Origin of the sequence: Modestobacter muralis (assembly GCF_010682105.1) — a bacterium.
In the GTDB taxonomy this organism is placed as follows: Bacteria; Actinomycetota; Actinomycetes; order Mycobacteriales; family Geodermatophilaceae; genus Modestobacter; species Modestobacter muralis.
Genome location: NZ_JAAGWH010000052.1, coordinates 29,665 through 53,111 on the forward strand (window position 1 = coordinate 29,665; position 23,447 = coordinate 53,111).

Consider the following 23,447-nt stretch of genomic DNA (forward strand, 5'->3'; position numbering starts at 1 on the left):
GCGCCATATGGCGGGTGCCGGAGGACACGAAGGAGAACCACCATGCTCATCGCACAGCGTCCGACCCTCACCGAGGAGACCATCGACGCCCAGCGCTCACGGTTCGTCATCGAGCCGCTCGAGCCGGGTTTCGGTTACACCCTCGGCAACTCGCTGCGTCGCACCCTGCTGTCCTCGATCCCCGGCGCTGCTGTCACCAGCATCCGCATCGAGGGCACCCTGCACGAGTTCACCACCGTGCCGGGCGTCAAGGAGGACGTCACCGAGATCATCCTGAACCTCAAGGGCCTCGTGGTCAGCTCCGACTCCGACGAGCCGGTGACCATGTACCTGCGCAAGCAGGGTCCCGGTGAGGTCACCGCCGCCGACATCGCGCCCCCGGCCGGTGTCGAGGTGCACAACCCCGAGCTGCACATCGCCACGCTGAACGCCAAGGGCCGCCTCGAGGTCGAGCTGGTCGTCGAGCGTGGCCGCGGCTACGTGCCGGCCACCCAGAACAAGCAGCCCGGCCAGGAGATCGGTCGCATCCCCGTCGACTCGATCTACTCCCCGGTGCTGAAGGTGACCTACGCCGTCGAGGCCACCCGCGTCGAGCAGCGCACCGACTTCGACCGCCTCGTGGTCGACGTTGAGACCAAGCCGTCGATGGAGCCTCGTGACGCCATCGCCAGCGCCGGTTCCACCCTGGTGGAGCTGTTCGGCCTGCTGCGCGAGCTGAACGTCGACGCCGAGGGCATCGAGGTCGGGCCCAGCCCGGCCGAGGCCGCCGACATCGCCAACTTCTCGATGCCGATCGAGGACATGGACCTCACCGTCCGGTCCTACAACTGCCTCAAGCGCGAGGGCGTGCACACCGTCGGGGAGCTCGTCACCCGCTCGGAGGCCGACCTGCTCGACATCCGCAACTTCGGTGCGAAGTCGATCGACGAGGTCAAGCTCAAGCTCGCCGCCATGGGCCTCGCCCTGAAGGACAGCCCGCCCGGGTTCGTCCCCACCTCGGTCGAGAGCTACGACGAGGGCTACGAGACCGACGCCTACCAGGGCGACACCGCCTACGGTGACCCGGCTCAGTTCGACGAGACCACGTTCCAGGAGACCGAGCAGCTCTGACAGACGGACCTCGCTGCCCCTCGGGGCGGCGAGGTCCCGCCGGGTCCGGCACCGCCGGCACCGGAGCACCACCCATCAGTGAACGCGCGGCTCGCAGGGACTCTCCCGGCGGCCTGAGGAAGGACCGACATGCCCACCCCCACAAAGGGCCCCCGTCTCGGCGGATCACCTGCACACGAGCGGCTGATGCTGGCCAACCTGGCCACCTCGCTGTTCGAGCACGGGCGGATCACCACCACCGAGACCAAGGCCAAGCGGCTCCGCCCGCTGGCCGAGAAGCTCATCTCCTTCGCCAAGCGCGGTGACCTCCACGCCCGACGCCAGGTGATGACGACGATCCGCGACAAGTCCGTCGTCCACCACCTGTTCGCCGAGATCGGCCCGCGCTTCGCGGACCGTCCGGGTGGTTACACCCGCATCGTCAAGGTGGGCCCCCGCAAGGGCGACAACGCCCCCATGGCGATCATCGAGCTGGTCGAGGGCCAGACCGTGGCGCAGCAGGCCGTCGGTGAGGCCGAGCAGGCCCGCGGCAGCCGCTTCGCCTCCGGTGCTGGTTCCTCCGCCGCCACGGGTGCCGGCGCCGCCGCGGCTGCCGGTGAGGTCACCGCCGACGCCACCGAGCCTGGTCTCGTCGACACCGACGTGACCACCGGCCCGGGCGGGGACACCAGCCCGGCCGTCGTCGCCGGGGCCGAGGGCCTCGACGAGGCCGAGGCCGTCGTCACCGACGTCTACAACCCCGACGGCGACCGGCAGGACGACGGCGACGTCACCCCGCAGCCGACCGCCGAGAACGCCGCCGTCGTCGACGACGCGACCCTGTCCCCGGAGGTCGCCCGTGCGGCCGCAGCCGAGGTCGAGGCCGCCGAGCTCGGTGACGCCGCCACTGCGGGCCGTCAGGCCCCCGGCGGCGAGCCCGAGGTCGACCCCAAGTGACCTCGACCGTCTCCTGACGGTCAGCTCCGTGGAGCACCCGAACGCCGACGAGCCCGCCACCGACACCGGTGGCGGGCTCGTCCGCGTCCGGCTGGAGGTCTCCTACGACGGGACGGCGTTGCACGGTTGGGCCCGCCAGCCCGGTCAGCGCACCGTCCAGGGCGAGCTCGAGCTCGGGCTGGCGACGGTGCTGCGCCGCGACGTCGACCTGACCGTGGCCGGCCGCACCGACGCCGGCGTGCACGCCACCGGGCAGGTGGCCCACACCGACCTGCGCGCGGACCTCCTCGCGCAGCACGAGGGCACGCTGCTGCGCCGGCTGCGCGGGGTCCTGCCCGCCGACATCGCCGTGACCGGCGTCCACGTGGTCAGCCCGGACTTCGACGCCCGCTTCGCCGCTCTCGCGCGGCACTACGTCTACCGGCTCACCGACGCCGAGTTCGGCCCCCCGCCGCTGCGACGTGCCGACACCGCCGCGTGGGGCCGCCGCCTGGACGCCGGCCGCATGCGGGTCGCCGCTGCGCTGCTGCTGGGTCAGCAGGACTTCGCCGCGTACTGCCGGCGCCGGGAAGGGGCCACGACGATCCGCACGCTGCTGCAGCTCGACGTCGAACGGCACGGCGACGTCATCGAGGTCCGTGCCTCCGCGGACGCGTTCTGCCACTCGATGGTGCGCAGCCTGGTCGGCGCGCTCATCGCCGTGGGGGAGGGCCGCCGCGAGCCCGGCTGGCCGGCGTCCCTGCTGTCGCTGACCAGCCGCGCCAACGACGTCCCGGTGGCGCCGGCCGGCGGGCTGACGCTGGTGCGGGTCGACTACCCCGACGAGTCGCAGCTGGCCGCCCGGGCGCTGGTCACCCGCGCCAAGCGCGCACCGGACCCGACCACGGCGTCCTGACGGTCCGTCAGGGGAGTGCGGCGACCGCCTCGGCCACCGGGGTGTCGCCGGACAGCAGCTCGACCACCAACCCGTCCTTCGGGTGGTCCAGCAGCTCCAACAGGACGGTGGCGACGTCGTCCCGGGGCACCTCCCCGTGCTCGGTGAGGTGCTCGAGTCGCACGCGGCCGGTGCCGGGGTCGTCGGTCAGGCTCCCGGGACGCACCACCATCGGGGCGAGCCCCGCGCGGGAGAGCACGTCCGCCTCCGCGGCGAGCTTGGCCCGCAGGTAGGCGACGAACACCTCGTCCATGCCCTCGGGGGTGGCTCCGTCGGCGACCTGGTCCACGCCGATGGAGGACACCAGCAGGTAGGGCCGCACGCCGGCGGCGTCCGCGGCCTCGGCCAGCAGGACGGCGGCGCCGCGGTCGACGGTGTCCTTGCGGGCGATGCCGCTGTTCGGTCCACCACCCGCGGCGAAGACCACCGCGTCGGCGCCGGAGACCACGGCGGTGACGTCCTCGACGGAGGCCTGCTCCAGGTCCAGCACGACCGGCTCGACGCCGTCGGCCTCCAGGTCGGCGCGGTGGTCGGGGTTGCGGACGATCCCGACGGCGGAGTCCCCCCGGCCGCTGAGCAGCCGGCCGAGGCGGCGGGCGATCTGTCCATGGGCTCCTGCGATGACGACGCGCATGCCCGGCGACTACCCGGCGGTGGGCCCCGGCAGTCGCGCGGCGGCCGCGGTGCGCGCCCGGGCCAGCTCGGCGGGGGTGTCGCAGTCGGTCCAGGGCGCCGGCTCACCGGCGGGGACCACCGGGCGGTGGCGTGCGACGGTCAGCGGGGCCAGCACCCCGCGCAGCGGTGCGTGCGGTCGCGCGCCGGCCGTCGCCGCCCGCAGCGACGCCGTCCGCCAGACGCCGAGCAGGAGCTGGTCACGCCCGGTCCCGTCGACCACGAGCACGCCGTCGCCCTCCAGCCGCTCCCGCAGCTGGTCGACCAGGTCGCCGGTCACGAACGGCAGGTCGGCGGCGAGCACGGCGACCACCTCGGTCCCCGGCGACACGGCGGCCAGACCCGCCGCCAGCGCCGGCACCGGCCCGCCACCCGGCGGGGACTCACGGACCAGCAGCACGCCGTCCGGGACCGGCTGCGGCGGGCCGACGACGACGCGCTGCACCGCGCCCTCCAGCGCAGCGAGGACGGTCGCGAGCATGGTGCGCCCGCCGACCTCCAGCTGCGGTTTGGGCTGCCCGCCGAGCCGGGCCGACCGGCCACCGGCGAGGACGACGGCGGCGAAGGGCGGCAGCGGGCTCATGCGGGGAACCGTAGGGCGCGGACGGTGAGTACCGTCGACCGCGTGGGACGAGTGACCAGCCGCACCCCGGTGCTGCGCATCCGTGGTGACGTGCACACCCGTCGGCCCGACACGGTCGCCTCCGAGGAGCCGCTGGAGATCCGCCTCGACGGGACCCCGCTCGCGGTGACCATGCGGACGCCGGGTGACGACTTCGACCTGGTGCACGGCTTCCTCACCACCGAGGGGGTCATCTCCTCGGCCGCCGACATCGCCGGGCTGCGCTACTGCAACTCCACCGACGACGAGGGGCGCAACACCTACAACGTCGTCGACGTCGACCTCGCCCCCGGCGTCGAGGCCCCGGACACCGCGCTGGACCGGAACTTCTACACGACCAGCTCGTGCGGGGTCTGCGGCAAGGCCAGCATCGACGCGATCCGCACCAAGACCGCCTACGACGTCGCCGCCGACGACACCCGGCTGACCCTGGAGACGCTGCTGGCGCTCCCGGACCGGCTGCGCGCCGCCCAGCAGGTGTTCGACAAGACCGGCGGACTGCACGCCGCGGGGCTCTTCACCGCGGCGGGGGAGATGGTCGCGCTCCGCGAGGACGTCGGCCGGCACAACGCCGTGGACAAGGTGGTCGGCGACGCGGTCCGCGAGGGCCGGGTGCCGCTGGCCGGGCACGTGCTGATGGTCAGCGGGCGGTCGTCGTTCGAGCTGACCCAGAAGGCCGCGATGGCCGCCGTCCCGGTGCTCGCCGCGGTGTCGGCGCCCAGCTCGCTGGCCGTGGAGCTGGCCCAGGAGGTCGGCATCACCCTGATCGGGTTCCTCCGCGGTGACGGCTGCAACGTCTACACCCACCCCGAGCGGCTGGTCCTGCCCGAGTAGGTGAGTGTATGCGTCGAGGTGACCGCGACGGATCCACTCCGCTCAGGCCTGGTGGTCGCCGCCGCGGAGCTGGCTGACCACGTGCGGCAGCAGCGGCCCCAGCACCGCCAGTCCGTCACGCACGCCGCCGGTCGAGCCGGGCAGGTTGACGATCAGCGTGCGCCCCGCCGTGCCGGCCACGCCGCGGGACAGCACCGCCGTGGGCACGGTCGGCTCGCCGTACCGGCGCACCGCCTCGGCCAGCCCCGGGGCGTCGCGCTCGAGCACGGCGCGGGTCGCCTCCGGGGTGACGTCGGTGGGGGACAGGCCGGTACCGCCGGTGGTCAGGACGACGTCCGCACCGCCGGCGACCGCGGCCCGCAGCACCTCGGTCAGGGCGGCGACGTCGTCCGGGCGCACGTGCGGGCCCTCGACGTCGAACCCCAGCTCCCGCAGTCCCTCGGCGAGCAGCTGGCCGCTGCGGTCCTCGTAGACCCCGGCCGAGGCCCGGTTGGACGCGGTGACGACGACGGCGCGGGCGCCGGCAGGCAGGGGTGCGCTCATCGGACCCAGTCGCCCTTCTTGCCGCCGGACTTCGCCAGCAGCCGGACGTCGGTGATCGTCGCCCGCGGGTCGACGGCCTTGACCATGTCGATCACCGTGAGCCCGGCGACGGCGACGGAGGTCAGCGCCTCCATCTCCACCCCCGTGCGGTCGGCGGTGCGGGCGGTCGCGGTGATCTCCACCGCCTCGTCGGTGACCTCGAGGTCGACGGTGACCCCGTGCAGCGCGATCGGGTGGCACAGCGGGATCAGGTCCGGCGTCCGCTTGGCCCCGGCGATGCCGGCGATCCGGGCGACGGCGATCGCGTCGCCCTTGGGCACGCCCTCGCCGCGCAGCAGCGCGACCACCTCGGGGGTGACCAGCACCCGCCCGGCAGCCGTGGCGACCCGCGGGGTGACGGCCTTGGCGGTCACGTCGACCATCCGGGCGGCACCGGAGGAGTCCAGGTGGGTCAGTCGGTTCTCGCTCACTGGAGCGCTCCTTCGATCAGGACGACGGCGACCTGTGCGCCCTCGGGCAGTTCGGTGACGTCCTCGGGGACGACGACCAGGCAGTTGGCGCGGGCCAGGTGCGCGACCAGGTGCGAGCCGGGCCCGCCGACCTGGTCGACCACGGCCCCGTCGAAGCGGCCGCGCAGGAACTGACGGCGTCCGGCGGGGGAGCGCAGCGGCGCGGTCAGCCGGGCGGCGGTGCGCAGCCGGTCGGGGGAGGCGTGGCCCAGGGCGCGCCGCAGCGCGGGGCGCACGAACACCTCGAAGGACACGAACGAGCTGACCGGGTTGCCCGGCAGGGTGATCACCGGGACGCCGTCCACGGTGCCGGCGCCCTGCGGCCCACCGGGCTGCATGGCGACCTTGCCGAACTCCACGGTGCCGAGCTCGCGGAACGCGTCCTTGACCACCTCGTAGGCCCCCGCGCTCACCCCGCCGCTGGTGACCAGGACGTCGGCCCAGGACAGCTCGGCGCGCACCGTGGCCAGGAACTGGTCGACGTCGTCGGGGACGAAGTGCAGCGTGCGGGCCTCGCCACCGGCCTCGGTGACGGCGGCGGCCAGCAGCACCGAGTTGGACTCGTAGATCTGCCCCATGGCCAGCGGGAGACCGGGCTCGACCAGCTCGCTGCCGGTGGACAGCACCAGCACGCGCGGCCGGCGGCGCACCGGCACGGTCGCGTACCCGACCGCCGCGGCCAGCCCCAGCTGCGCGGCACCCAGCGCCGTCCCGGCCGGCATGGCCAGCTCGCCGGCGCGGATGTCCTCCCCGGCGTGCCGCAGGTGGGTGCCCGCGGCGGGGGAGCCGGTGACCGTGACGACGTCGGTGGCGGCGTCGGTGCGCTCCACCGGCACGATGACGTCGGCGCCGTCGGGGACCGGGGCGCCGGTCATGATCCGGTGGACGGTGCCCGGCTGCAGGGGCGGGCCGTCGCTGCGCCCGGCCGGGACGTCCTCGACCACCGGCAGCCGCACCGGGGAGTCCTCGCTCGCCCCGCCGACCTCGGCATGCCGGGCGGCGTAGCCGTCCATCGCCGAGTTGGTGAACCCGGGCAGCGAGACCAGGGCCGGGAGGTCCCGGGCCAGCACCCGCCCGGCGGCCGCGGCGAGCGCGACCTCCTCGACCGGCAGCGGGGCGAGCAGCCCGGCGACCACTGCCTGGTGTTCCTCGACGGTGCGCACGCCCCCATCCTCACCGATGGGGGCCCCGCCGCCGACGGCGCGGGCGTTACCGTGCACCCGCACACGGCGAGGAGAGGGTGGTGGCGATGAGCGAGATCGACCAGATGCTGGCGGCCAACGGCGAGTGGCTGACGGAGTTCCCGGGCGGCCTGCCGGTCGCACCGGCGCGCAAGGTCGCCGTCGTGGCCTGCATGGACTCCCGGATGCCGCTGTTCGGCCTGCTCGGGCTGGCGGTCGGTGACGCGCACGTCATCCGCAACGCGGGTGGGGTGGTCACCGAGGACACCCTGCGGTCGCTGACCATCTCCCAGCACCTGCTGGGCACCCGCTCGGTCGTGCTGGTGCACCACACCGACTGCGGCCTGCAGAAGACCACCGACGCCGACCTGGCCGACCTGGTGGAGCGCACGACCGGGCACCGGCCGCCGTGGACGGCGCAGGCCTTCACCGACGTGGACGCGGACGTCCGCGAGTCGATCCGGCTGATCCGGTCGACCCCGTACCTGCTGTCCACCGAGGTCCGGGGCACGGTCTACGACGTCGGCACCGGCGAGCTGCGCGAAGCCGTCTGACCCGGAGCAGCTGCCGGGCCGGGAGGGCGCGGTCCGCCGGCTGGTATCGTCGCCTGCTGGTGCGCGACGCCGGTTGGTGCGCGCGTGTCCAGGGCCCGGGGTTCACCGGATCAGCCCAGTCTCCCGTGCTCGGTGAGGCGATCCCACCAGCCGCCCGCCCGACGACGAAGGAACAGTGAGCCTCGTGCGCACGTACACCCCCAAGCCCGGTGACATCACCCGGGCCTGGCACGTCATCGACGCCACCGACGTGGTGCTCGGTCGACTCGCCAGCCAGACCGCGATCCTGCTGCGCGGCAAGCACAAGCCCCAGTTCGCCCCCCATGTGGACGCCGGTGACTTCGTCGTCATCGTCAACGCGGGCAAGGTGGCGCTGACCGGCTCCAAGAACGACCGGAAGCTGGCCTACCGGCACTCCGGCTACCCGGGCGGCCTCACGACGATCAACGTCGGCGACGAGCTCAAGACCCGCCCCGACCGCACCGTCGAGCGCGCGATCAAGGGCATGCTCCCGCACAACACCCTGGGCCGGCAGATGCTGTCCAAGCTCAAGGTCTACGCCGGGCCCGAGCACCCGCACGCCGCCCAGCAGCCCCAGCCCTTCGAGATCAAGCAGGTGTCCCAGTGACCAGCGCCCAGACCATCACCGACGCCGACGGGCGTCCGATCCAGACGGTGGGTCGCCGCAAGGAGGCCATCGTCCGGGTGCGTCTGCTCCCCGGCACCGGCCAGTTCAAGCTCAACGGCCGCACCATCGAGAACTACTTCCCCAACAAGGTGCACCAGCAGCTCATCCGTGAGCCGTTCGTGATCCTGGAGAAGGCCGAGCAGTACGACGTCGTCGGCATCCTGCACGGTGGTGGCGTCTCCGGTCAGGCCGGCGCGCTGCGTCTGGCCATCGCCCGCGCGCTCATCGAGATCGAGATCGACGACCGTCCGGTGCTGAAGAAGGCCGGCTTCCTGACTCGTGACCCCCGCGCCGTCGAGCGCAAGAAGTACGGCCTGAAGAAGGCCCGCAAGGCGCCCCAGTACTCCAAGCGCTGACGGCTCGGCGAGAAGTCCGTTCATGGGACGCCTCTTCGGCACCGATGGCGTCCGTGGCCGGGCCAACGCCGACCTGACGCCGGAGCTGGCCATGTCCGTGGCCCGCGCCGCCGCCAGCGTGCTCTCCGACCGCGACGGGACCTCGCGTCCCGTCGCGGTCGTGGGGCGCGACCCCCGCGCCAGCGGGGAGATGCTGGAGGCGGCCGTGGTCGCAGGCCTGGCCAGCGCCGGCGCCGAGGTGCTCCGGGTCGGGGTGATCCCCACCCCGGCCGTGGCGCACCTGACCGGCCGGACCGACGCCGACCTCGGCGTGATGATCTCGGCCAGCCACAACCCGATGCCCGACAACGGCATCAAGCTGTTCAGCCGCGGCGGCCACAAGCTGCCCGACGCGGTCGAGGCGGCGATCGAACGACGCGTGACCGGCCACGAGGCCGAGGACAACCGCCCCACCGGCGGTGGGGTCGGCCGGGTGCGGGACCTCCCCGGCGCGGCCGAGGACTACATCGACCACGTGCTGTCCGCCCTGCGCCAGCCGCTGCGCGGTCTGCGGGTCGTCGTCGACTGCGCCCACGGCGCGGCCTCCCGCTGCGCGCCCGAGGTGTACCGCCGGGCCGGCGCCCAGGTGCACGTCATCGGCGGCGAGCCCGACGGCTGGAACATCAACGACGGCATCGGCTCGACCCACCTGGGTCCGCTCAAGGACGCCGTCGCCCGGCACGGCGCCGACATCGGCATCGCCCACGACGGTGACGCCGACCGCTGCCTGGCGGTCACCGCCGACGGTGACGTCGTCGACGGCGACGCGATCCTGGCCATCTGCGCGCTGGCCCTGCACGAGAGCGGCAACCTCACCGACAGCACCGTCGTGGCCACCGTGATGAGCAACCTCGGTTTCCACCACACGATGCGCGCCGCCGGCATCTCCGTGGCCACCACCGCGGTCGGCGACCGCTACGTGCTGGAGGCGCTGCGCTCCCGCGGGCTGTCCCTGGGCGGCGAGCAGAGCGGTCACCTGGTCTTCCTGGACTGGGCCACCACCGGCGACGGCCTGCTCACCGGGCTGGCGCTGCTGTCCCGGATGAGCGCCACCGGCGCCTCGCTGGCCGAGCTGGCCTCGGTGGTGCAGAAGCTGCCGCAGATCCTGGTCAACGTGCCCGTCACCGACCGCCTCGCCGTCGCCGAGAGCGAGGACGTCGCCCGGGCGGTCAACGAGGTCGAGGCCGAGCTCGGGGACACCGGCCGGGTGCTGCTGCGCCCCTCGGGCACCGAGCAGCTGGTCCGGGTGATGGTCGAGGCCCCCACTCAGCAGCAGGCCGACGCCGTCGCCGCGCGGCTGGCCGCGGTCGTCGCCGCCACCGGCTGAGTCCCCGGGGCGTGCCCGTGCGGTGCGTGGGGCTGGCGGGGCGGGCGTGGTGGACGCTCGGTGGCCGGGCCTGCGCAGCCGGTATCGTCGCTGCACATGTGCGGCATCGTGGGGTACGTCGGCCCGCAGAACTCGTTGGACGTCGTCCTGGAAGGGCTCCGCAGGCTGGAGTACCGGGGCTATGACTCGGCGGGCGTCGCCCTGCTGACCGAGGGGCGGCTGAGCACGGCCAAGAAGGCCGGGAAGCTCGCCAACCTGGAGAAGGTGCTGGCCGAGGAGGGGCTCCCACCCTCGACCATCGGCATCGGTCACACCCGGTGGGCGACCCACGGCGGGCCCACCGACCGCAACGCCCACCCGCACGTCTCCGCCGACGGCACGGTGGCCGTGATCCACAACGGGATCATCGAGAACTTCGCGCCGCTGCGCGCGGAGATCGAGGCGACCGGCATCGAGTTCTCCTCCGAGACCGACACCGAGGTCGTCGCCCACCTGCTGGCCGCCGTCTACCGGCAGACCCCGGCCGGGCCCGACCGGCTCGCCGAGGCGATGCGCGTGGTCAGCCGCCGGCTCGAGGGCGCCTTCACCCTGGTCGCCACCCACACCTCCGAGCCCGACCGGCTGGTCGCCTCGCGCCGCAACAGCCCGCTGGTCGTCGGCGTCGGCGACGGCGAGTACTTCCTCGGCTCCGACGTCGCCGCCTTCATCGGCCACACCCGCACCGCGCTGGACGTCGAGGAGGACCAGGTCGTCCTGCTCGACCGCACGGCCGGGGTCACGGTCACCGACTTCGACGGTGCGGCCGTCGAGCCCCGCACGCGCACGGTCGACTGGGACGCCGCCGCCGCCGAGAAGGGCGGCTACCCCTGGTTCATGCTCAAGGAGATCGCCGAGCAGCCCCAGGCGATCGCCGACACCCTGCTCGGCCGCCTCGGTGAGAACGGTGAGCTGGTGCTCGACGAGGTGCGGCTGTCCGACCAGGAGCTGCGCGACGTCGACAAGGTCTTCGTCGTCGCCTGCGGCACCGCTTACCACGCCGGGCTGATCGCCAAGTACGCGATCGAGCACTGGACCCGCATCCCGGTCGAGGTCGAGCTGGCCAGCGAGTTCCGCTACCGCGACCCGGTGCTGGACCGCTCGACGCTGGTCGTGGTCATCAGCCAGTCCGGCGAGACCATGGACACCCTGATGGCGCTGCGGCACGCCAAGGAGCAGAAGGCCCGCGTGCTGGCCATCTGCAATGCCAACGGCTCGACCATCCCGCGTGAGTCCGACGCGGTCCTCTACACCCACGCCGGGCCCGAGGTCGCCGTCGCCTCGACCAAGGGGTTCCTCACCCAGGTCGTCGCCTGCTACCTGGTCGGTGCCTTCCTCGCCCAGGTCCGCGGGGTCAAGTACGCCGACGAGGTCTCCGCCATCGTCGACGAGCTGCGCCAGCTGCCCGCCGCGGTGACCAAGGTGCTGGAGCAGATGGAGCCCGTGCGCGAGCTGGGCCGCTCCCTGGCCACCGAGAACACGCTGCTGTTCCTCGGCCGGCACGTCGGCTACCCGGTCGCCCTCGAGGGCGCGCTGAAGCTCAAGGAGCTGGCCTACATCCACGCCGAGGGCTTCGCTGCCGGTGAGCTCAAGCACGGCTCGATCGCGCTCATCGACCAGGGCACCCCGGTCGTGGTGATCGTGCCCTCGCCGCGCAGCCGCGGTTCCGTGCACTCGAAGGTGGTCTCCAACATCCAGGAGGTCCGCGCACGGGGCGCCCGCACCATCGTGATCGCCGAGGAGGGCGACGACGACGTGCTGCCCTACGCCGACCACGTCATCCGGGTGCCACGCACGCCCACCCTGCTCGCCCCCGTGGTCACCACCGTGCCGCTGCAGGTGCTGGCCTGCGAGATCGCCGACACCCGTGGCCTGGACGTCGACCAGCCCCGCAACCTCGCCAAGAGCGTCACGGTCGAATGACCGCGTCGTCCCGGACTTCGATCAGGTGACCTGATCACCGTCTGTCCCCCCGCGCCAGCGTTGATGCAGGGGGACAGTCGTTGGTACAGGGGGACGACGGACGGCGGCGCGGGGAGACGGGCAGACTGGCGGCGTGATCATCGGGGTCGGGATCGACGTCTGCCCGGTCGAGCGGTTCGCCGCCTCGCTCACCCGCACGCCGGGACTGCGCGACCGGTTGTTCACCGCCGCCGAGCAGCGCACCCCCTCGGGGGCCGAGCGGACTGGTGAGTCCCTGGCCGCGCGGTTCGCGGCCAAGGAGGCGCTGGCCAAGGCGCTGGGCGCCCCCGGTGACCTGCGCTGGCACGACGCCGAGGTGGTGGTCGGCGACCGGGGCCGGCCGTTGCTGGAGGTGCGCGGCACCGTCGCGCGACGGGCCGCCGAGCTGGGCGTGACCTCCTGGCACGTGTCGCTGAGCCACGACGGGGGCATCGCCTCGGCCGTGGTCATCGCCGAGGGCACCTCGTGATCGGGCTCTACACCGCCGCGCAGCTGCGCCCCGCCGAGCAGCAGCTGCTGGCCGGTCTGCGTCCGGACACCCTGATGCAGCGGGCCGCCACCGGGCTGGCCACGATCTGCGCCGGCCTGCTCGGCCGCGTGGCCGGCGCCCGGGTGGTGCTGCTCGTCGGCTCCGGTGACAACGGCGGGGACGCGCTGCTGGCCGGTGCCCGGCTGGCCGCCCGGGGCGCGCAGGTCCGCGCGGTCCTGCTCTCCCCGGAGGGGGCGCACGCCGGCGGGCTGGCGGCGCTGGAGCGGGCCGGTGGGCGGGTCGTACGGGGCGAGGACGCCGGGTTCGAGCGCGCCGACCTGGTGCTCGACGGCATCGTCGGGATCGGCGGGAGCGGGCCACTGCGCCCACCGGCCGCCGAGCTCGTCGCCCGGGCCACGGCCGGGCCGGGGCTGCTGGTGGCGGTCGACGTGCCCAGCGGCGTCGCGGCCGACACCGGCGAGGTGCCGGGTGCGGCCTTCGCCGCCCAGCACACGATCACCTTCGGCGCGGTCAAGCCCGGCCTCGTCGTCGGTGCCGGCCGCGGGCTGGCCGGCACGGTGCACCTGGTCGACATCGGGCTGGGTGGCGTCCTCCCTGCGCCCGACGCCGTCCAGCTCACCGACGCCGACGTCGCCGCGCACCTGGACGCCCCGGGCGCGGACGACGACAAGTACTCCCGGGGCGTGGTCGGGGTGATCGCCGGCTCGGCCACCTATCCCGGCGCCGGCGTGCTGTGCACCGGCGCCGCCCTGCGCACCCGCCCCGGGCTGGTCCGCTACGCCGGCACCGCCGCGGCGGGCGTGACGGCGGCCTGGCCGGAGGCGCTGGTCACCTCCGGCCGCCCCGGGGACGCCGGCCGGGTGCAGGCCTGGGTGGCCGGCCCGGGCATGGGCACCGACGACGACGCGCTCAGCGTGCTCGCCGAGGTGCTGGTCACCGACCTGCCGGTGGTGGTGGACGCCGACGGGCTGACGCTGGTCTCCCGGCACCCGGAGCTGGTGCGCGACCGCAGCGCCCCGACCGTGCTGACCCCGCACGACCGGGAGTTCGCCCGCCTGTTCGGGGACGTCGGCCCCGACCGGCTCGCGGCCGCCCGCCGGGGCGCCGCCGAGCTGGGCTGCACGGTCCTGCTCAAGGGCGACGCGACCGTGGTGGCCGACGCCACGGGCCGCACCCACGTCAACGCCACGGGCACCCCCTGGCTGGCCACCGCCGGCACCGGCGACGTGCTCGCCGGCGTGCTCGGTGCGCTGCTGGCCACCGGGCTCCCCGCTGCCGAGGCCGCAGCGTCCGCCGCGCACCTGCACGGCCGCGCCGGGCAGCTGGCCGCCGAGCACGGACCGCTGATCGCCGGTGACCTGGTGCGCCGGCTGCCGGAGACGGTCGCCCGGCTGCGCGGCAGCGTCGGCTGAGCGGTACGGGCCTGGGACAGTGGGCGGTGTGACGCAGTTGCAGCGAGGGCTCGCCCACCGTGCCGAGGTGGTCGTCGACCTGGACACCATCGCGGCCAACGTCGCCGTCCTGCGGGAGCGGGTGGGCCGGCCGCTGATGGCGGTGGTCAAGGCCGACGGGTACGGGCACGGCATGCTGCCCGCCGCCCGCGCGGCGCTGGCCGGCGGTGCCGACCGGCTCGGCGTGGCGGTGGTCGAGGAGGCCCTCGCCCTGCGCGCCGGCGGGGTCACCGCGCCGGTGCTGGCCTGGCTCAACGGGCCGGGGGAGGACTTCGCCGCCGCGCTGTCGGCCGACGTCGAGGTGTCGGTCAACGCCGAGTGGGGCCTGGCCGAGGTGGTCGAGGCCGCCCGCGCCACCGGCCGGACGGCGTCGGTGCACCTGTTCGCCGACACCGGGCTGTCCCGCGAGGGCGCGACCCCCACGGACTGGCCCGGCCTGGTCGCCGCCGCGGCGCGGGCGCAGGCCGACGGCGACGTGGTGGTCGCCGGGCTGTGGAGCCACCTGGCCTCCGCCGACGTGCCGGGCTCCCCGGCGGTCGGCGCGCAGGTGCGGGTGTTCGACGAGGCCGTCGCCGTCGCCCGCGCGGCCGGGCTGACCGACGCCGTCCGGCACCTGGCGAACTCCGCGGCCACGGTCGCGCTGCCGGAGACCTGGTACGACCTGGTGCGCCCCGGGGTGGCGATCTACGGCCTGGACCCGCTGGGCGGCGACCCGGCGGCGCACGGTCTGCGCCCGGCGATGACCGTGCAGGCCCGGGTCGCGCTGACCAAGCGGGTGCCGGCCGGGGTCGGCGTCTCCTACGGCCACAGCTACACGACCGGGGCGGAGACGACCCTGGCCCTGGTCGCGGTCGGGTACGCCGACGGGGTGCCGCGGGCCGCCGGCAACGCCGCACCGGTGCTGGCCGCGGGCACCCAGCGCACCATCGCCGGCCGGGTCTCGATGGACCAGTTCGTGCTCGACGTCGGCGAGGACCCCGTCGCCCCCGGCGACCCGGTCGTGCTGTGGGGACCCGGCACGGAGGGGGAGCCGACCGCGCAGCAGTGGGCCGACGCCGTCGGCACCATCCACTACGAGCTGGTCACCCGGGTCGGTGGCCGATTCCGCCGTCGCCACGTCGGCACCGCCGGGGTCGCGTGATGTCCCGCCACCCGATCGCCGACCACCACCTGGGCCGCACCGCGGGGCTCATCGGCGCCGTGGTCGGGCTGGCGGCGGCCGGCACGGCCATCGGCGTCGCGGTCACCCGGTCGGCCACCTCGGCGGTCCGGGCCACCCAGCTGGCCGGCGAGGCGCGGGACGGCCGCGAGGTGGGCGACGTCCCGGCCGCGGAGCTGCGCGAGCAGGACCCGCTGGGGCTGCAGAGCCGGGCCGCTGACCGTCGTGCGACGGTGCGCACCGATGACGGTGTGCAGCTGTCGGTCGAGGAGGTCGGCCCGACCGACGCCCCGCTGACCGTCGTCCTCGTGCACGGCTACGCGCTGTCGATGGCCTCCTGGACCTTCCAGCGCCGCGACCTGGGGGCCGAGCTCGCCACCGCGAACGGCCACCGCCCCCGCGCCCGGCTGGTGTTCTACGACCAGCGCGGGCACGGCTCCTCCGGCCGCGGGGTCGCCGAGCACTCGACCATGGAGCAGCTGGCCGCCGACCTCGAGGCGGTGCTCACCGCCCGGGTGCCCCGGGGCCCGGTGGTGCTGGTCGGCCACTCGATGGGCGGCATGACCGTGCTCGCCCTGGCCCAGCGGCGGCCGGAGCTGTTCGGCACCCGGGTGGTGGCCGCGGCGCTGGTGTCCACCTCGGCGGGCAACCTCGCCGACCTGGACCTGGGGCTGCCGCACCTGCTCACCCGGGTGCGCACCGCGGTCATCCCGGTCGCCGCGTGGACGATGCGCCGCCGTCCGGCGCTGGCCGAGCACACCCGGCGGCTGGCCAAGGGCATCGTGTCGGCGGCCACCTGGTCGCTGTCGTTCTCCTCCACCGACGTCGACCCGGCCCTGGGCCGCTACGTCGACGCGATGATCGGCGGCACCCCGGTCGACGTGATCGCGGAGCTGTACCCGGCCATCGCCGGGCTGGACGCCAGCGGGGCGATCGAGCCGCTGCGCCGGGTGCCGACCCTGGTGCTCACCGGCGACGCGGACAAGATGATCCCCAAGGCGCACAGCGAGCGGATCGTCGAGCAGCTGGAGGCCTCCGGCGCCGGCACGGTGCGCTTCGTCGTCGTCCCGGACGCCGGGCACCTGGTGCTGCTGGAGAAGCCGGCCCAGGTCACCGCCGCGCTGTCGGAGCTGCTGCGGGCGGCCGGCGCGGCCCGCACCGACCGCCCGTAGGCTGGGTGTGTGGCCGCCCTCCGACCGCCCCGCCTCGACGCGGCCGCCGACGAGGTCGCCCGCACCGCCGCGCTGGCCCCCGACTGGGCCGCGCTGGCGACCGTCGCCCGCTCCTGCGTGGCCTGCCCCGAGCTGGCGAGCACCCGGCAGCACGTCGTCGTCGGCGACGTCCCGGCCACCGGTCGGCCGCGGCTGGTGATCGTGGGGGAGGCCCCCGGCGCCACTGAGGACGAGACCGGCCGGCCGTTCGTCGGCAAGAGCGGTGCCCTGCTGGACCAGCTCCTCGGCGAGGCCGGGCTGGACCGGGCCGAGTGCGCGGTGCTGAACATCGTGAAGTGCCGTCCCCCGGCCAACCGCACGCCGAAGACCCCCGAGGTCGCCCGCTGCAGCGGCTGGCTGCGCCGCCAGCTGGAGCTGCTGGACGCCGGCACGGTGCTCGCGCTCGGGCTGTCGTCGGCGAAGTGGTTCCTCGGGCCCAAGACGGTGCTCGGCCAGGTGCGCGGCCGGCCGCACGAGGTCGACGGGCGGTCCGTGTGGGTCACCTACCACCCCTCGGCGGCGATCCGGTTCGGCCCGAACGGCGCCCCACGGGCCGCGCTGGCCGCCGACCTGGCCGCGATCGCAGGGACGCCGTGACCTTCGAGCGGGAGCTGCCCACGGTGGCCGACACCCAGGCGTTCGGCCGGGAGCTCGCCGCCCTGCTCCGCGCCGGCGACCTGGTCGTGCTGGCCGGCCCGCTGGGCGCGGGCAAGACCGCGCTGACCCAGGGCATCGGGGCCGGCCTGGGCGTGCGGGGCCCGGTCACCTCGCCGACGTTCGTGCTCGCCCGCGTGCACCGCGGCGGACGCCTGACGCTGGTGCACGTCGACGCCTACCGGCTGGGCAGCATGGCCGACGTCGACGACCTGGACCTCGACGCCACCGCGGAGGAGGCGGTCACCGTCGTCGAGTGGGGGCACGGCCTGGTCGAGCAGCTGGCCGACGAGCACCTGGTGGTGGAGCTGGACCGCCGGGACGACGACGTCCGCACCGCCCGGCTGGTCCCGGTCGGCGCCGGCTGGGAGCGGCGGCTCACCGGGGCCTAGGCTCGACCTCCGTGCTGGTCCTCGCCCTCGACACCGCCACCCCGACCCTCGTCGTCGGGCTGGCGCGCTGGTCGCCCGACGGCGGCACCGAGGTGCTCGCCGAGCGGGCCGTGGAGTCGGGCAACCGGCACGCCGAGCTGCTCACCCCGGCCGTGCGCGAGGTGCTCGCCGAGGCCGGCGCCGCGATGGCCGACCTGGACGCCGTGGTCACCGGGCTCGGACCCGGGCCCTACACCGGCCTGCGGGTCGGGATCGTCACCGCGGCCGCGTTCGGTGACGCCCGGGGGCTGCCCGTCCACGGGGTCTGCTCGCTGGACGCGATCGGCAGCGGCGCCCGCTCGGTGGTCACCGACGCCCGCCGCAAGGAGGTCCACTGGGCCACCTACGACGGCACCGGGCAGCGGCTCACCGGCCCCGGCGTCGACCGGCCGGAGGACGCGCCGGTCGGGGACCCGGTCGTGGGCGACGTGCGGTTCGCCGAGCGGCTGGGCCGCACCGTCACCGCCGCCGACGTCACCACCGCCGGGCTGGTCCGCGCCGCCGTCCCGCTGCTCGGCCGCCCGCCCGTGCCGCTGGAGCCGCTGTACCTGCGCCGGCCCGACGCCGTGCCCTCGGTGACCCGCAAGGCGGTCAGCCAGTGACGGTCGAGCTGCGGCCGATGACCCGGGAGGACCTGCGCGAGGTCATGCGGATGGAGGAGGAGCTCTTCGCCCCCGACACCTGGACCCGGTCGATGTACCTGGACGAGCTGGCCATGACCGACACCCGGTACTACCTGGTGGCCGTCGACGGCGCGGACGTCGTCGGCTACGCCGGCCTGATCGCCTACCCCGACGAGGCGCACGTCGCGACCATCGGGGTCACCGGTGCCCGGCAGGGCGAGGGGATCGGCGGCCGGCTGCTGGACGCGCTGCTGGCCGAGGCCGACCGGCGCACCCCGGTGGTGCTGCTGGAGGTGCGTGCCACCGACGAGGCCACCCAGGGGCTGTACGCCCGTCGCGGGTTCGTGCCCATCGGCGTCCGGCCGAACTACTACCCGTTGAGCGGCGAGGACGCAGTGGTGATGAAGCGTGGCTGAGCAGCCGCTGGTGCTGGGGTTCGAGACCTCCTGCGACGAGACCGGCATCGGCCTGGTGCGCGGGCAGACGCTGCTGTCCGACGCGCTGGCCACCTCGATGGCCGAGCACGAGCGCTTCGGCGGCGTCATCCCCGAGATCGCCAGCCGGGCGCACCTGGAGGCGATGGTCCCGACCGTGCGCCGGGCGCTGGCCGACGCCGGGGTCACCGCCACCGACGTCGACGCGGTCGCGGTCACGGCCGGACCCGGGCTCACCGGCGCGCTGCTGGTCGGGGTCGCGGCGGCCAAGGCCTACGCGTTGGCCCTCGACGTCCCGCTGTACGGGGTCAACCACCTGGCCGCCCACGTCGCGGTCGACGAGCTGGAGCACGGCCGGCTGGCCGAGCCCTCGATCGCGATGCTGGTCTCCGGCGGGCACAGCTCGCTGCTGCTGGTGCCCGACCTCGCCCAGGACGTGCAGGAGCTGGGCCGCACCATCGACGACGCGGCGGGGGAGGCCTTCGACAAGGTCGCCCGGGTGCTGGGCCTGCCCTTCCCCGGCGGCCCGCCGATCGACCGCGCCGCCGCCGAGGGCGACGCGGCGGCGATCCGGTTCCCGCGCGGGCTCACCGGGCCCCGGGACGCCGTCTACGACTTCTCGTTCTCCGGCCTGAAGACCGCCGTGGCCCGCTGGGTCGAGGCGCGTGAGCGGGCGGGGGAGCCGGTGCCGGTCGCCGACGTCTCGGCCTCGTTCCAGGAGGCGGTGGTGGACGTGCTCACCGCCAAGGCCGTGCGCGCCTGCCGCGACCACGGCGTCGACCACCTGGTCATCGGTGGCGGGGTGGCGGCCAACTCCCGGCTGCGCGCGCTGGCCCAGGAGCGCTGCGACGCCGCCGGCATCGTGCTGCGGGTGCCCAGCCGGCGGCTGTGCACCGACAACGGCGCGATGGTCGCCGCACTCGGCTCGCGCCTGGTGGAGGCCGGCGTCGCCCCGTCGGCGCCCGACCTGGGCGCGGACAGCTCGCTGCCGATCGAGGTCGTCTCGCGCTGACGGAGTCCCAGCGCATCAGGAACCGAGCGCTGGGACTCCGCAGAGGACGACGGTGGGGGCGCCGGCGACGCGGGTGACGACGACGACCGCCGTCCCCTCGCCGGGGCCGCGCAGCTGTCGGGCCAGCGTCTCGGGCTCGATCGCCGAGCCGCGCTTCTTCACCGTCACCCGCCCGACACCGCGCGAGCGCAGCAGCGCCTTGAGCTTCTTGAGGTTGAACGGCAGGACGTCGGTGACCGGGTAGGAGCTGACCCAGGGGGAGTCCGCGGGCCGGTCGGAGGTCAGGTAGGCGATCGTGGGGTCGACCAGGTTCGCCTCGAGCTCCAGGCCGGCCAGGGACACCAGCCCGGAGCGGATGACCGCCGGGTCGGGCTCGTGCAGCCAGTTGCGCACCGGGCCGTCGGGTGCGGGCCCGGGGTCGGCGTCGGCGGTCAGCTCGTGGACGGCGCCGTCCCGGGTCACGACCGTCGCCCGGCGCCAGGTCACCGACGGCGCGCGGCCCCACAGCAGCGCCTCCACGATCGAGCCGCCGACCGACACCCACTCGGCCTCGACGCCGGCCGGCACCCGCTCGTGGTCCAGCCCCGGCGCGACCTTCACCGCGCACACGGGGACGGCGTCGAGCAGGGCCTGCACCGTCGACCACGGGGGCGACCAGCGGTCGGGGTCGAGCTGGCGGCGCCCCCCGGAGCGGCGGGCGGGGTCGAGGACGGCGGCGTCGCAGCCGGCCACCCGGCCGTCGGTGGCCGCGTCGACCAGCTCGACGGCGTCCCCGGCCACCACCTCCACCCGGTCGGACAGGCCCAGGGCGGCGGTGTTCAGCGCGGTGAGCTCGCGGGCGACCGGGTCCAGGTCGACGGCGAGCACCCGCGCGCCGGCCCGGGCCAGGGCGACGGTGTCGGTGCCGGCGGCGCAGCCGAGGTCGGCCACGCTCGCCGCCCCGCCGGCCAGCAGTCGGGCCGCCCGCCGGTCGGCGAGCACCGGGCGGCCGGCCTGCTCCAGGGCGTCGGAGGTGAACAGCAGCCGGTCGGTGTCCGCGCCGAACACCGGCCGGGCGCGCTCCCGCTGCCGGGCGATGCCCCAGGCCGGGCCCGCCAGCTCCACGCCCACCTCGGCGCGCAGCCGGCTCAGCGCGGACACCGCGTCGGTGCGGGCGGCCAGCAGCTGGCCGGCCCGGGCCAGCGCGGCGGCGCCCGCCGGGGTCGACAGTGCGCGGAGCTGGCGCACGGTCTCGGCGCCCTGGTCGGCCGGCTCGAGGTCGCTGGACACCGGCACAGCCTGGCGCATCACCGTGCAGCCGCCCGGGCGCCCCCGGTTGAGTGGCTGGCACTCGCATGGGTAGAGTGCCAATCGACACGAGCTGCAGCCTGACCCCCGCGACGGCAGGCCCAGCTCCCGTGCCACAGCATCAGCACCACCGCACCATCCACCGGAAGCCCGTCCGACAGTGAAGGGGGCGTCACCTGTGACGACCGCTACCAAGGTCAACATCAAGCCGCTCGAGGACCGGGTCGTGGTCCAGGCCAACGAGGCCGAGACCACCACCGCCTCTGGGCTGGTCATCCCGGACACCGCCAAGGAGAAGCCCCAGGAGGGCACCGTCATCTCGGTCGGCCCCGGCCGCGTCGACGACAACGGCAACCGGGTCCCGCTCGACGTGAACGTCGGCGACGTGGTCATCTACTCGAAGTACGGCGGCACCGAGGTGCGTTACGCCGGTCAGGACTACCTCGTCCTCTCCGCGCGCGACCTGCTCGCCGTCGTGGAGAAGTGACCGCACCCCAGGTCGCACCGTTCCACCGCTGAACCAGCACGACACCGCCCCGGCGACCCGAACCACCGGGTCCCGGGGCGGTCGTCGTCTGCCCCCGGACTCCCCGCGACACCCCTGAGAGAGGTCTGGCAATGGCCAAGATCATCCTGTTCGACGAGGACGCCCGTCGCGCCCTCGAGCGCGGCGTCGACAAGCTCGCCGACGCCGTCAAGGTCACCCTCGGCCCCCGCGGCCGCAACGTGGTCATCAACAAGAACTTCGGCCCGCCCGTCATCACCAACGACGGCGTGACCATCGCCCGCGAGATCGAGCTCGAGGACCCCTACGAGAACCTCGGGGCCCAGCTGGCGAAGAACGTCGCCACCAAGACCAACGACGTCGCCGGCGACGGCACCACCACCGCCACCGTGCTGGCCCAGGCCCTGGTCCACGAGGGCCTGCGCAACGTCGCCGCCGGGGCCAACCCGATGGCCCTGGGCGCCGGCATGCGCGCCGCCGTCACCGCGGTCTCCGCCGCGCTGGACGCCGTGGCCATCCCGGTCGACGACCGCAAGGCCATCGCCGGCGTCGCCACCATCTCCGCCCAGGACGCCGAGGTCGGCGAGCTGATCGGCGAGGCGATGGAGCGGGTCGGCGAGGACGGCGTCATCACCGTCGAAGAGGCCAACGGCATGACGACCGAGCTGGACGTCACCGAGGGCCTGCAGTTCGACAAGGGCTACCTCTCGCCGTACTTCGTCACCGACTCCGAGTCGATGGAGGCCGTGCTCGAGGACGCCCTCGTGCTCCTGGTCAGCGGCAAGATCAGCGCGCTGCCCGACCTGCTCCCGCTGCTGGAGAAGGTGCTCTCGACCGGCGGCCGCCCGCTGCTGATCGTCGCCGAGGACGTCGAGGGCGAGGCGCTGTCGACCCTGGTCGTCAACTCCATCCGCAAGACGATCAAGGTCGTCGCGGTGAAGTCCCCCTACTTCGGTGACCGCCGCAAGGCCTTCATGACCGACCTCGCCGTCGTCACCGGTGGTCAGGTCGTCTCCGAGGACATCGGCCTGTCCCTGGACAGCGTCGGCCTCGAGGTGCTCGGCACCGTCCGGCGCGTCACCGTCACCAAGGACGACACCACCGTCGTCGACGGCGGCGGCACCTCCGGCGCGATCGCCGACCGGGTCGCCCAGATCCGCAACGAGATCGAGGCGACCGACTCCGACTGGGACAAGGAGAAGCTGCAGGAGCGGCTGGCCAAGCTGGCCGGCGGCGTCGCGGTGATCCGGGTCGGTGCGGCCACCGAGGTGGAGATGAAGGAGAAGAAGTTCCGCATCGAGGACGCGATCAACGCGACCCGGGCGGCCGTCGAGGAGGGCGTCGTCCCCGGTGGTGGCTCCGCTCTGGTGCACGCCGCCACGGCCATCGACGACCTGACGCTGACCGGTGACGAGCTGGTCGGTGCCCGCTCGGTCCGCCGGGCCATCGACACCCCGCTGGCGCTGATCGCCTCCAACGCCGGGTTCGAGGGGCCGGTCGTCGTCGGCCGCGTCCGCGAGCTCGGGGTCGGCCAGGGCTTCAACGCCGCCACCGGCGAGTACGGCGACCTGGCCGCCCAGGGCGTCATCGACCCGGTCAAGGTCACCAAGGCGGCCCTGACGCACGCCGCGTCGATCGCCACGATGATCCTGACCACGGACTCCGCGATCGTGGACAAGCCGGCCGAGGACGAGTCCGAGGGCGGGGCGCACCACACCCACGGCCACGGCGGCGGGCACGGCCACAGCCACTGACGAAGGACCCCGTCCGGCCGGGTGACACCCGGCCGGTCGGGGGACACCCTGCACAGACGAGAGGGCCGGCCCGACGAGTTCGTCGGGCCGGCCCTCTGGTGTGTCAGCGGCGGGGAGGTGGTCCCGCCGGGTG

At 74.8% G+C, this 23,447-nt stretch carries 26 protein-coding genes; 20 read left to right on the forward strand and 6 right to left on the reverse strand.

Annotation, left to right across the window (positions count from 1 at the left end):
- Positions 1-42: 42 nt before the first annotated feature.
- From GCU67_RS17465 to truA, 3 genes are all read left to right on the forward strand, one after another.
- Positions 43-1,110 carry a DNA-directed RNA polymerase subunit alpha gene (locus tag GCU67_RS17465; RefSeq protein ID WP_163612632.1) on the forward strand — a complete coding sequence of 356 codons (1,068 nt, stop codon included), beginning with the start codon at positions 43-45 and terminating at the stop codon, positions 1,108-1,110.
- A gap of 129 nt (positions 1,111-1,239) precedes the next feature.
- Positions 1,240-2,046: a 50S ribosomal protein L17 gene (gene rplQ, locus GCU67_RS23130; RefSeq protein WP_163612633.1), complete on the forward strand. Its 807-nt coding sequence runs from the start codon at positions 1,240-1,242 to the stop codon at positions 2,044-2,046.
- 28 nt (positions 2,047-2,074) lie between these two features.
- Positions 2,075-2,941 carry a tRNA pseudouridine(38-40) synthase TruA gene (gene truA / locus GCU67_RS17475; protein ID WP_163612634.1) on the forward strand — a complete coding sequence of 289 codons (867 nt, stop codon included), beginning with the start codon at positions 2,075-2,077 and terminating at the stop codon, positions 2,939-2,941.
- 7 nt (positions 2,942-2,948) lie between these two features.
- Here the strand turns inward: truA and GCU67_RS17480 are convergent, their stop codons facing one another.
- Positions 2,949-3,614: an SDR family oxidoreductase gene (locus tag GCU67_RS17480; protein ID WP_163612635.1), complete on the reverse strand. Its 666-nt coding sequence runs from the start codon at positions 3,612-3,614 to the stop codon at positions 2,949-2,951.
- Between the two features lie 9 nt (positions 3,615-3,623).
- The gene (mobA, locus tag GCU67_RS17485; protein WP_163612636.1) at positions 3,624-4,235 is read right to left on the reverse strand and encodes a molybdenum cofactor guanylyltransferase; all 612 of its coding nucleotides are present in this window, start codon (positions 4,233-4,235) and stop codon (positions 3,624-3,626) included.
- 42 nt (positions 4,236-4,277) lie between these two features.
- Between mobA and fdhD the strand changes: the two genes are divergently transcribed.
- A complete protein-coding gene (gene fdhD, locus GCU67_RS17490) occupies positions 4,278-5,108 on the forward strand; it encodes a formate dehydrogenase accessory sulfurtransferase FdhD (protein WP_163612637.1) in 831 nt (276 codons plus the stop codon).
- Between the two features lie 42 nt (positions 5,109-5,150).
- On the opposite strand, the gene GCU67_RS17495 is transcribed toward fdhD, so the two are convergent.
- From GCU67_RS17495 to moeA, 3 genes are read right to left on the reverse strand one after another with little or no spacing between them, the layout of a single operon-like run.
- Entirely contained in the window at positions 5,151-5,651 is a 501-nt protein-coding gene (locus GCU67_RS17495; RefSeq protein WP_163612638.1) for a MogA/MoaB family molybdenum cofactor biosynthesis protein, read from the reverse strand.
- Positions 5,648-6,121 carry a cyclic pyranopterin monophosphate synthase MoaC gene (gene moaC, locus GCU67_RS17500; RefSeq protein WP_163612639.1) on the reverse strand — a complete coding sequence of 158 codons (474 nt, stop codon included), beginning with the start codon at positions 6,119-6,121 and terminating at the stop codon, positions 5,648-5,650. Before moaC ends, GCU67_RS17495 begins: the two co-directional genes overlap by 4 nt.
- The gene (gene moeA / locus GCU67_RS22895; RefSeq protein WP_163612640.1) at positions 6,118-7,323 is read right to left on the reverse strand and encodes a molybdopterin molybdotransferase MoeA; all 1,206 of its coding nucleotides are present in this window, start codon (positions 7,321-7,323) and stop codon (positions 6,118-6,120) included. The genes moaC and moeA overlap by 4 nt, the downstream gene beginning before the upstream one ends.
- Positions 7,324-7,409: 86 nt before the next feature.
- On the opposite strand from moeA, the gene GCU67_RS17510 reads away from it, so the two are divergent.
- The 14 genes from GCU67_RS17510 to tsaD all read left to right on the forward strand — a co-directional run bounded on the left by GCU67_RS17510 (position 7,410) and on the right by tsaD (position 19,768).
- A complete protein-coding gene (locus tag GCU67_RS17510) occupies positions 7,410-7,895 on the forward strand; it encodes a beta-class carbonic anhydrase (protein WP_163612641.1) in 486 nt (161 codons plus the stop codon).
- Between the two features lie 184 nt (positions 7,896-8,079).
- The gene (gene rplM / locus GCU67_RS17515) at positions 8,080-8,523 is read left to right on the forward strand and encodes a 50S ribosomal protein L13 (RefSeq protein WP_163612695.1); all 444 of its coding nucleotides are present in this window, start codon (positions 8,080-8,082) and stop codon (positions 8,521-8,523) included.
- The gene (rpsI, locus tag GCU67_RS17520) at positions 8,520-8,939 is read left to right on the forward strand and encodes a 30S ribosomal protein S9 (protein WP_163612642.1); all 420 of its coding nucleotides are present in this window, start codon (positions 8,520-8,522) and stop codon (positions 8,937-8,939) included. The genes rplM and rpsI overlap by 4 nt, the downstream gene beginning before the upstream one ends.
- A gap of 22 nt (positions 8,940-8,961) precedes the next feature.
- Positions 8,962-10,305 (forward strand): phosphoglucosamine mutase, encoded by a 1,344-nt coding sequence (glmM, locus tag GCU67_RS17525; protein ID WP_163612643.1) that lies wholly within the window; start codon positions 8,962-8,964, stop codon positions 10,303-10,305.
- Between the two features lie 96 nt (positions 10,306-10,401).
- On the forward strand, positions 10,402-12,264 hold the full coding sequence (gene glmS, locus GCU67_RS17530; RefSeq protein ID WP_163612644.1) for a glutamine--fructose-6-phosphate transaminase (isomerizing): 1,863 nt from the start codon (positions 10,402-10,404) through the stop codon (positions 12,262-12,264).
- 133 nt (positions 12,265-12,397) lie between these two features.
- Positions 12,398-12,772, forward strand: coding sequence for a holo-ACP synthase (locus GCU67_RS17535; RefSeq protein WP_163612645.1), 375 nt, complete (start codon positions 12,398-12,400; stop codon positions 12,770-12,772).
- A complete protein-coding gene (locus GCU67_RS17540) occupies positions 12,769-14,205 on the forward strand; it encodes an NAD(P)H-hydrate dehydratase (protein WP_163612646.1) in 1,437 nt (478 codons plus the stop codon). The genes GCU67_RS17535 and GCU67_RS17540 overlap by 4 nt, the downstream gene beginning before the upstream one ends.
- 28 nt (positions 14,206-14,233) lie before the next feature.
- Entirely contained in the window at positions 14,234-15,385 is a 1,152-nt protein-coding gene (gene alr, locus GCU67_RS17545; RefSeq protein ID WP_163612647.1) for an alanine racemase, read from the forward strand.
- On the forward strand, positions 15,385-16,575 hold the full coding sequence (locus tag GCU67_RS17550) for an alpha/beta fold hydrolase (protein WP_163612648.1): 1,191 nt from the start codon (positions 15,385-15,387) through the stop codon (positions 16,573-16,575). Before alr ends, GCU67_RS17550 begins: the two co-directional genes overlap by 1 nt.
- A 9-nt stretch (positions 16,576-16,584) precedes the next feature.
- Positions 16,585-17,211 carry a uracil-DNA glycosylase family protein gene (locus GCU67_RS17555; RefSeq protein ID WP_163612649.1) on the forward strand — a complete coding sequence of 209 codons (627 nt, stop codon included), beginning with the start codon at positions 16,585-16,587 and terminating at the stop codon, positions 17,209-17,211.
- The gene (tsaE, locus tag GCU67_RS17560) at positions 17,208-17,660 is read left to right on the forward strand and encodes a tRNA (adenosine(37)-N6)-threonylcarbamoyltransferase complex ATPase subunit type 1 TsaE (RefSeq protein WP_163612650.1); all 453 of its coding nucleotides are present in this window, start codon (positions 17,208-17,210) and stop codon (positions 17,658-17,660) included. The genes GCU67_RS17555 and tsaE overlap by 4 nt, the downstream gene beginning before the upstream one ends.
- An 11-nt stretch (positions 17,661-17,671) precedes the next feature.
- A complete protein-coding gene (gene tsaB, locus GCU67_RS17565) occupies positions 17,672-18,301 on the forward strand; it encodes a tRNA (adenosine(37)-N6)-threonylcarbamoyltransferase complex dimerization subunit type 1 TsaB (protein ID WP_163612651.1) in 630 nt (209 codons plus the stop codon).
- Positions 18,298-18,738: a ribosomal protein S18-alanine N-acetyltransferase gene (rimI, locus tag GCU67_RS17570; protein ID WP_338105112.1), complete on the forward strand. Its 441-nt coding sequence runs from the start codon at positions 18,298-18,300 to the stop codon at positions 18,736-18,738. The genes tsaB and rimI overlap by 4 nt, the downstream gene beginning before the upstream one ends.
- Positions 18,731-19,768, forward strand: coding sequence for a tRNA (adenosine(37)-N6)-threonylcarbamoyltransferase complex transferase subunit TsaD (gene tsaD / locus GCU67_RS17575; RefSeq protein WP_163612652.1), 1,038 nt, complete (start codon positions 18,731-18,733; stop codon positions 19,766-19,768). The genes rimI and tsaD overlap by 8 nt, the downstream gene beginning before the upstream one ends.
- Before the next feature lie 15 nt (positions 19,769-19,783).
- Here the strand turns inward: tsaD and GCU67_RS17580 are convergent, their stop codons facing one another.
- The gene (locus GCU67_RS17580; RefSeq protein WP_338105113.1) at positions 19,784-21,037 is read right to left on the reverse strand and encodes a class I SAM-dependent methyltransferase; all 1,254 of its coding nucleotides are present in this window, start codon (positions 21,035-21,037) and stop codon (positions 19,784-19,786) included.
- A 196-nt stretch (positions 21,038-21,233) separates the two neighbouring features.
- On the opposite strand from GCU67_RS17580, the gene groES reads away from it, so the two are divergent.
- Entirely contained in the window at positions 21,234-21,542 is a 309-nt protein-coding gene (gene groES, locus GCU67_RS17585) for a co-chaperone GroES (RefSeq protein ID WP_163612654.1), read from the forward strand.
- Positions 21,543-21,673: 131 nt separating this feature from the next.
- Positions 21,674-23,314 (forward strand): chaperonin GroEL, encoded by a 1,641-nt coding sequence (gene groL, locus GCU67_RS17590; RefSeq protein ID WP_163612655.1) that lies wholly within the window; start codon positions 21,674-21,676, stop codon positions 23,312-23,314.
- Positions 23,315-23,447 lie beyond the last annotated feature (133 nt).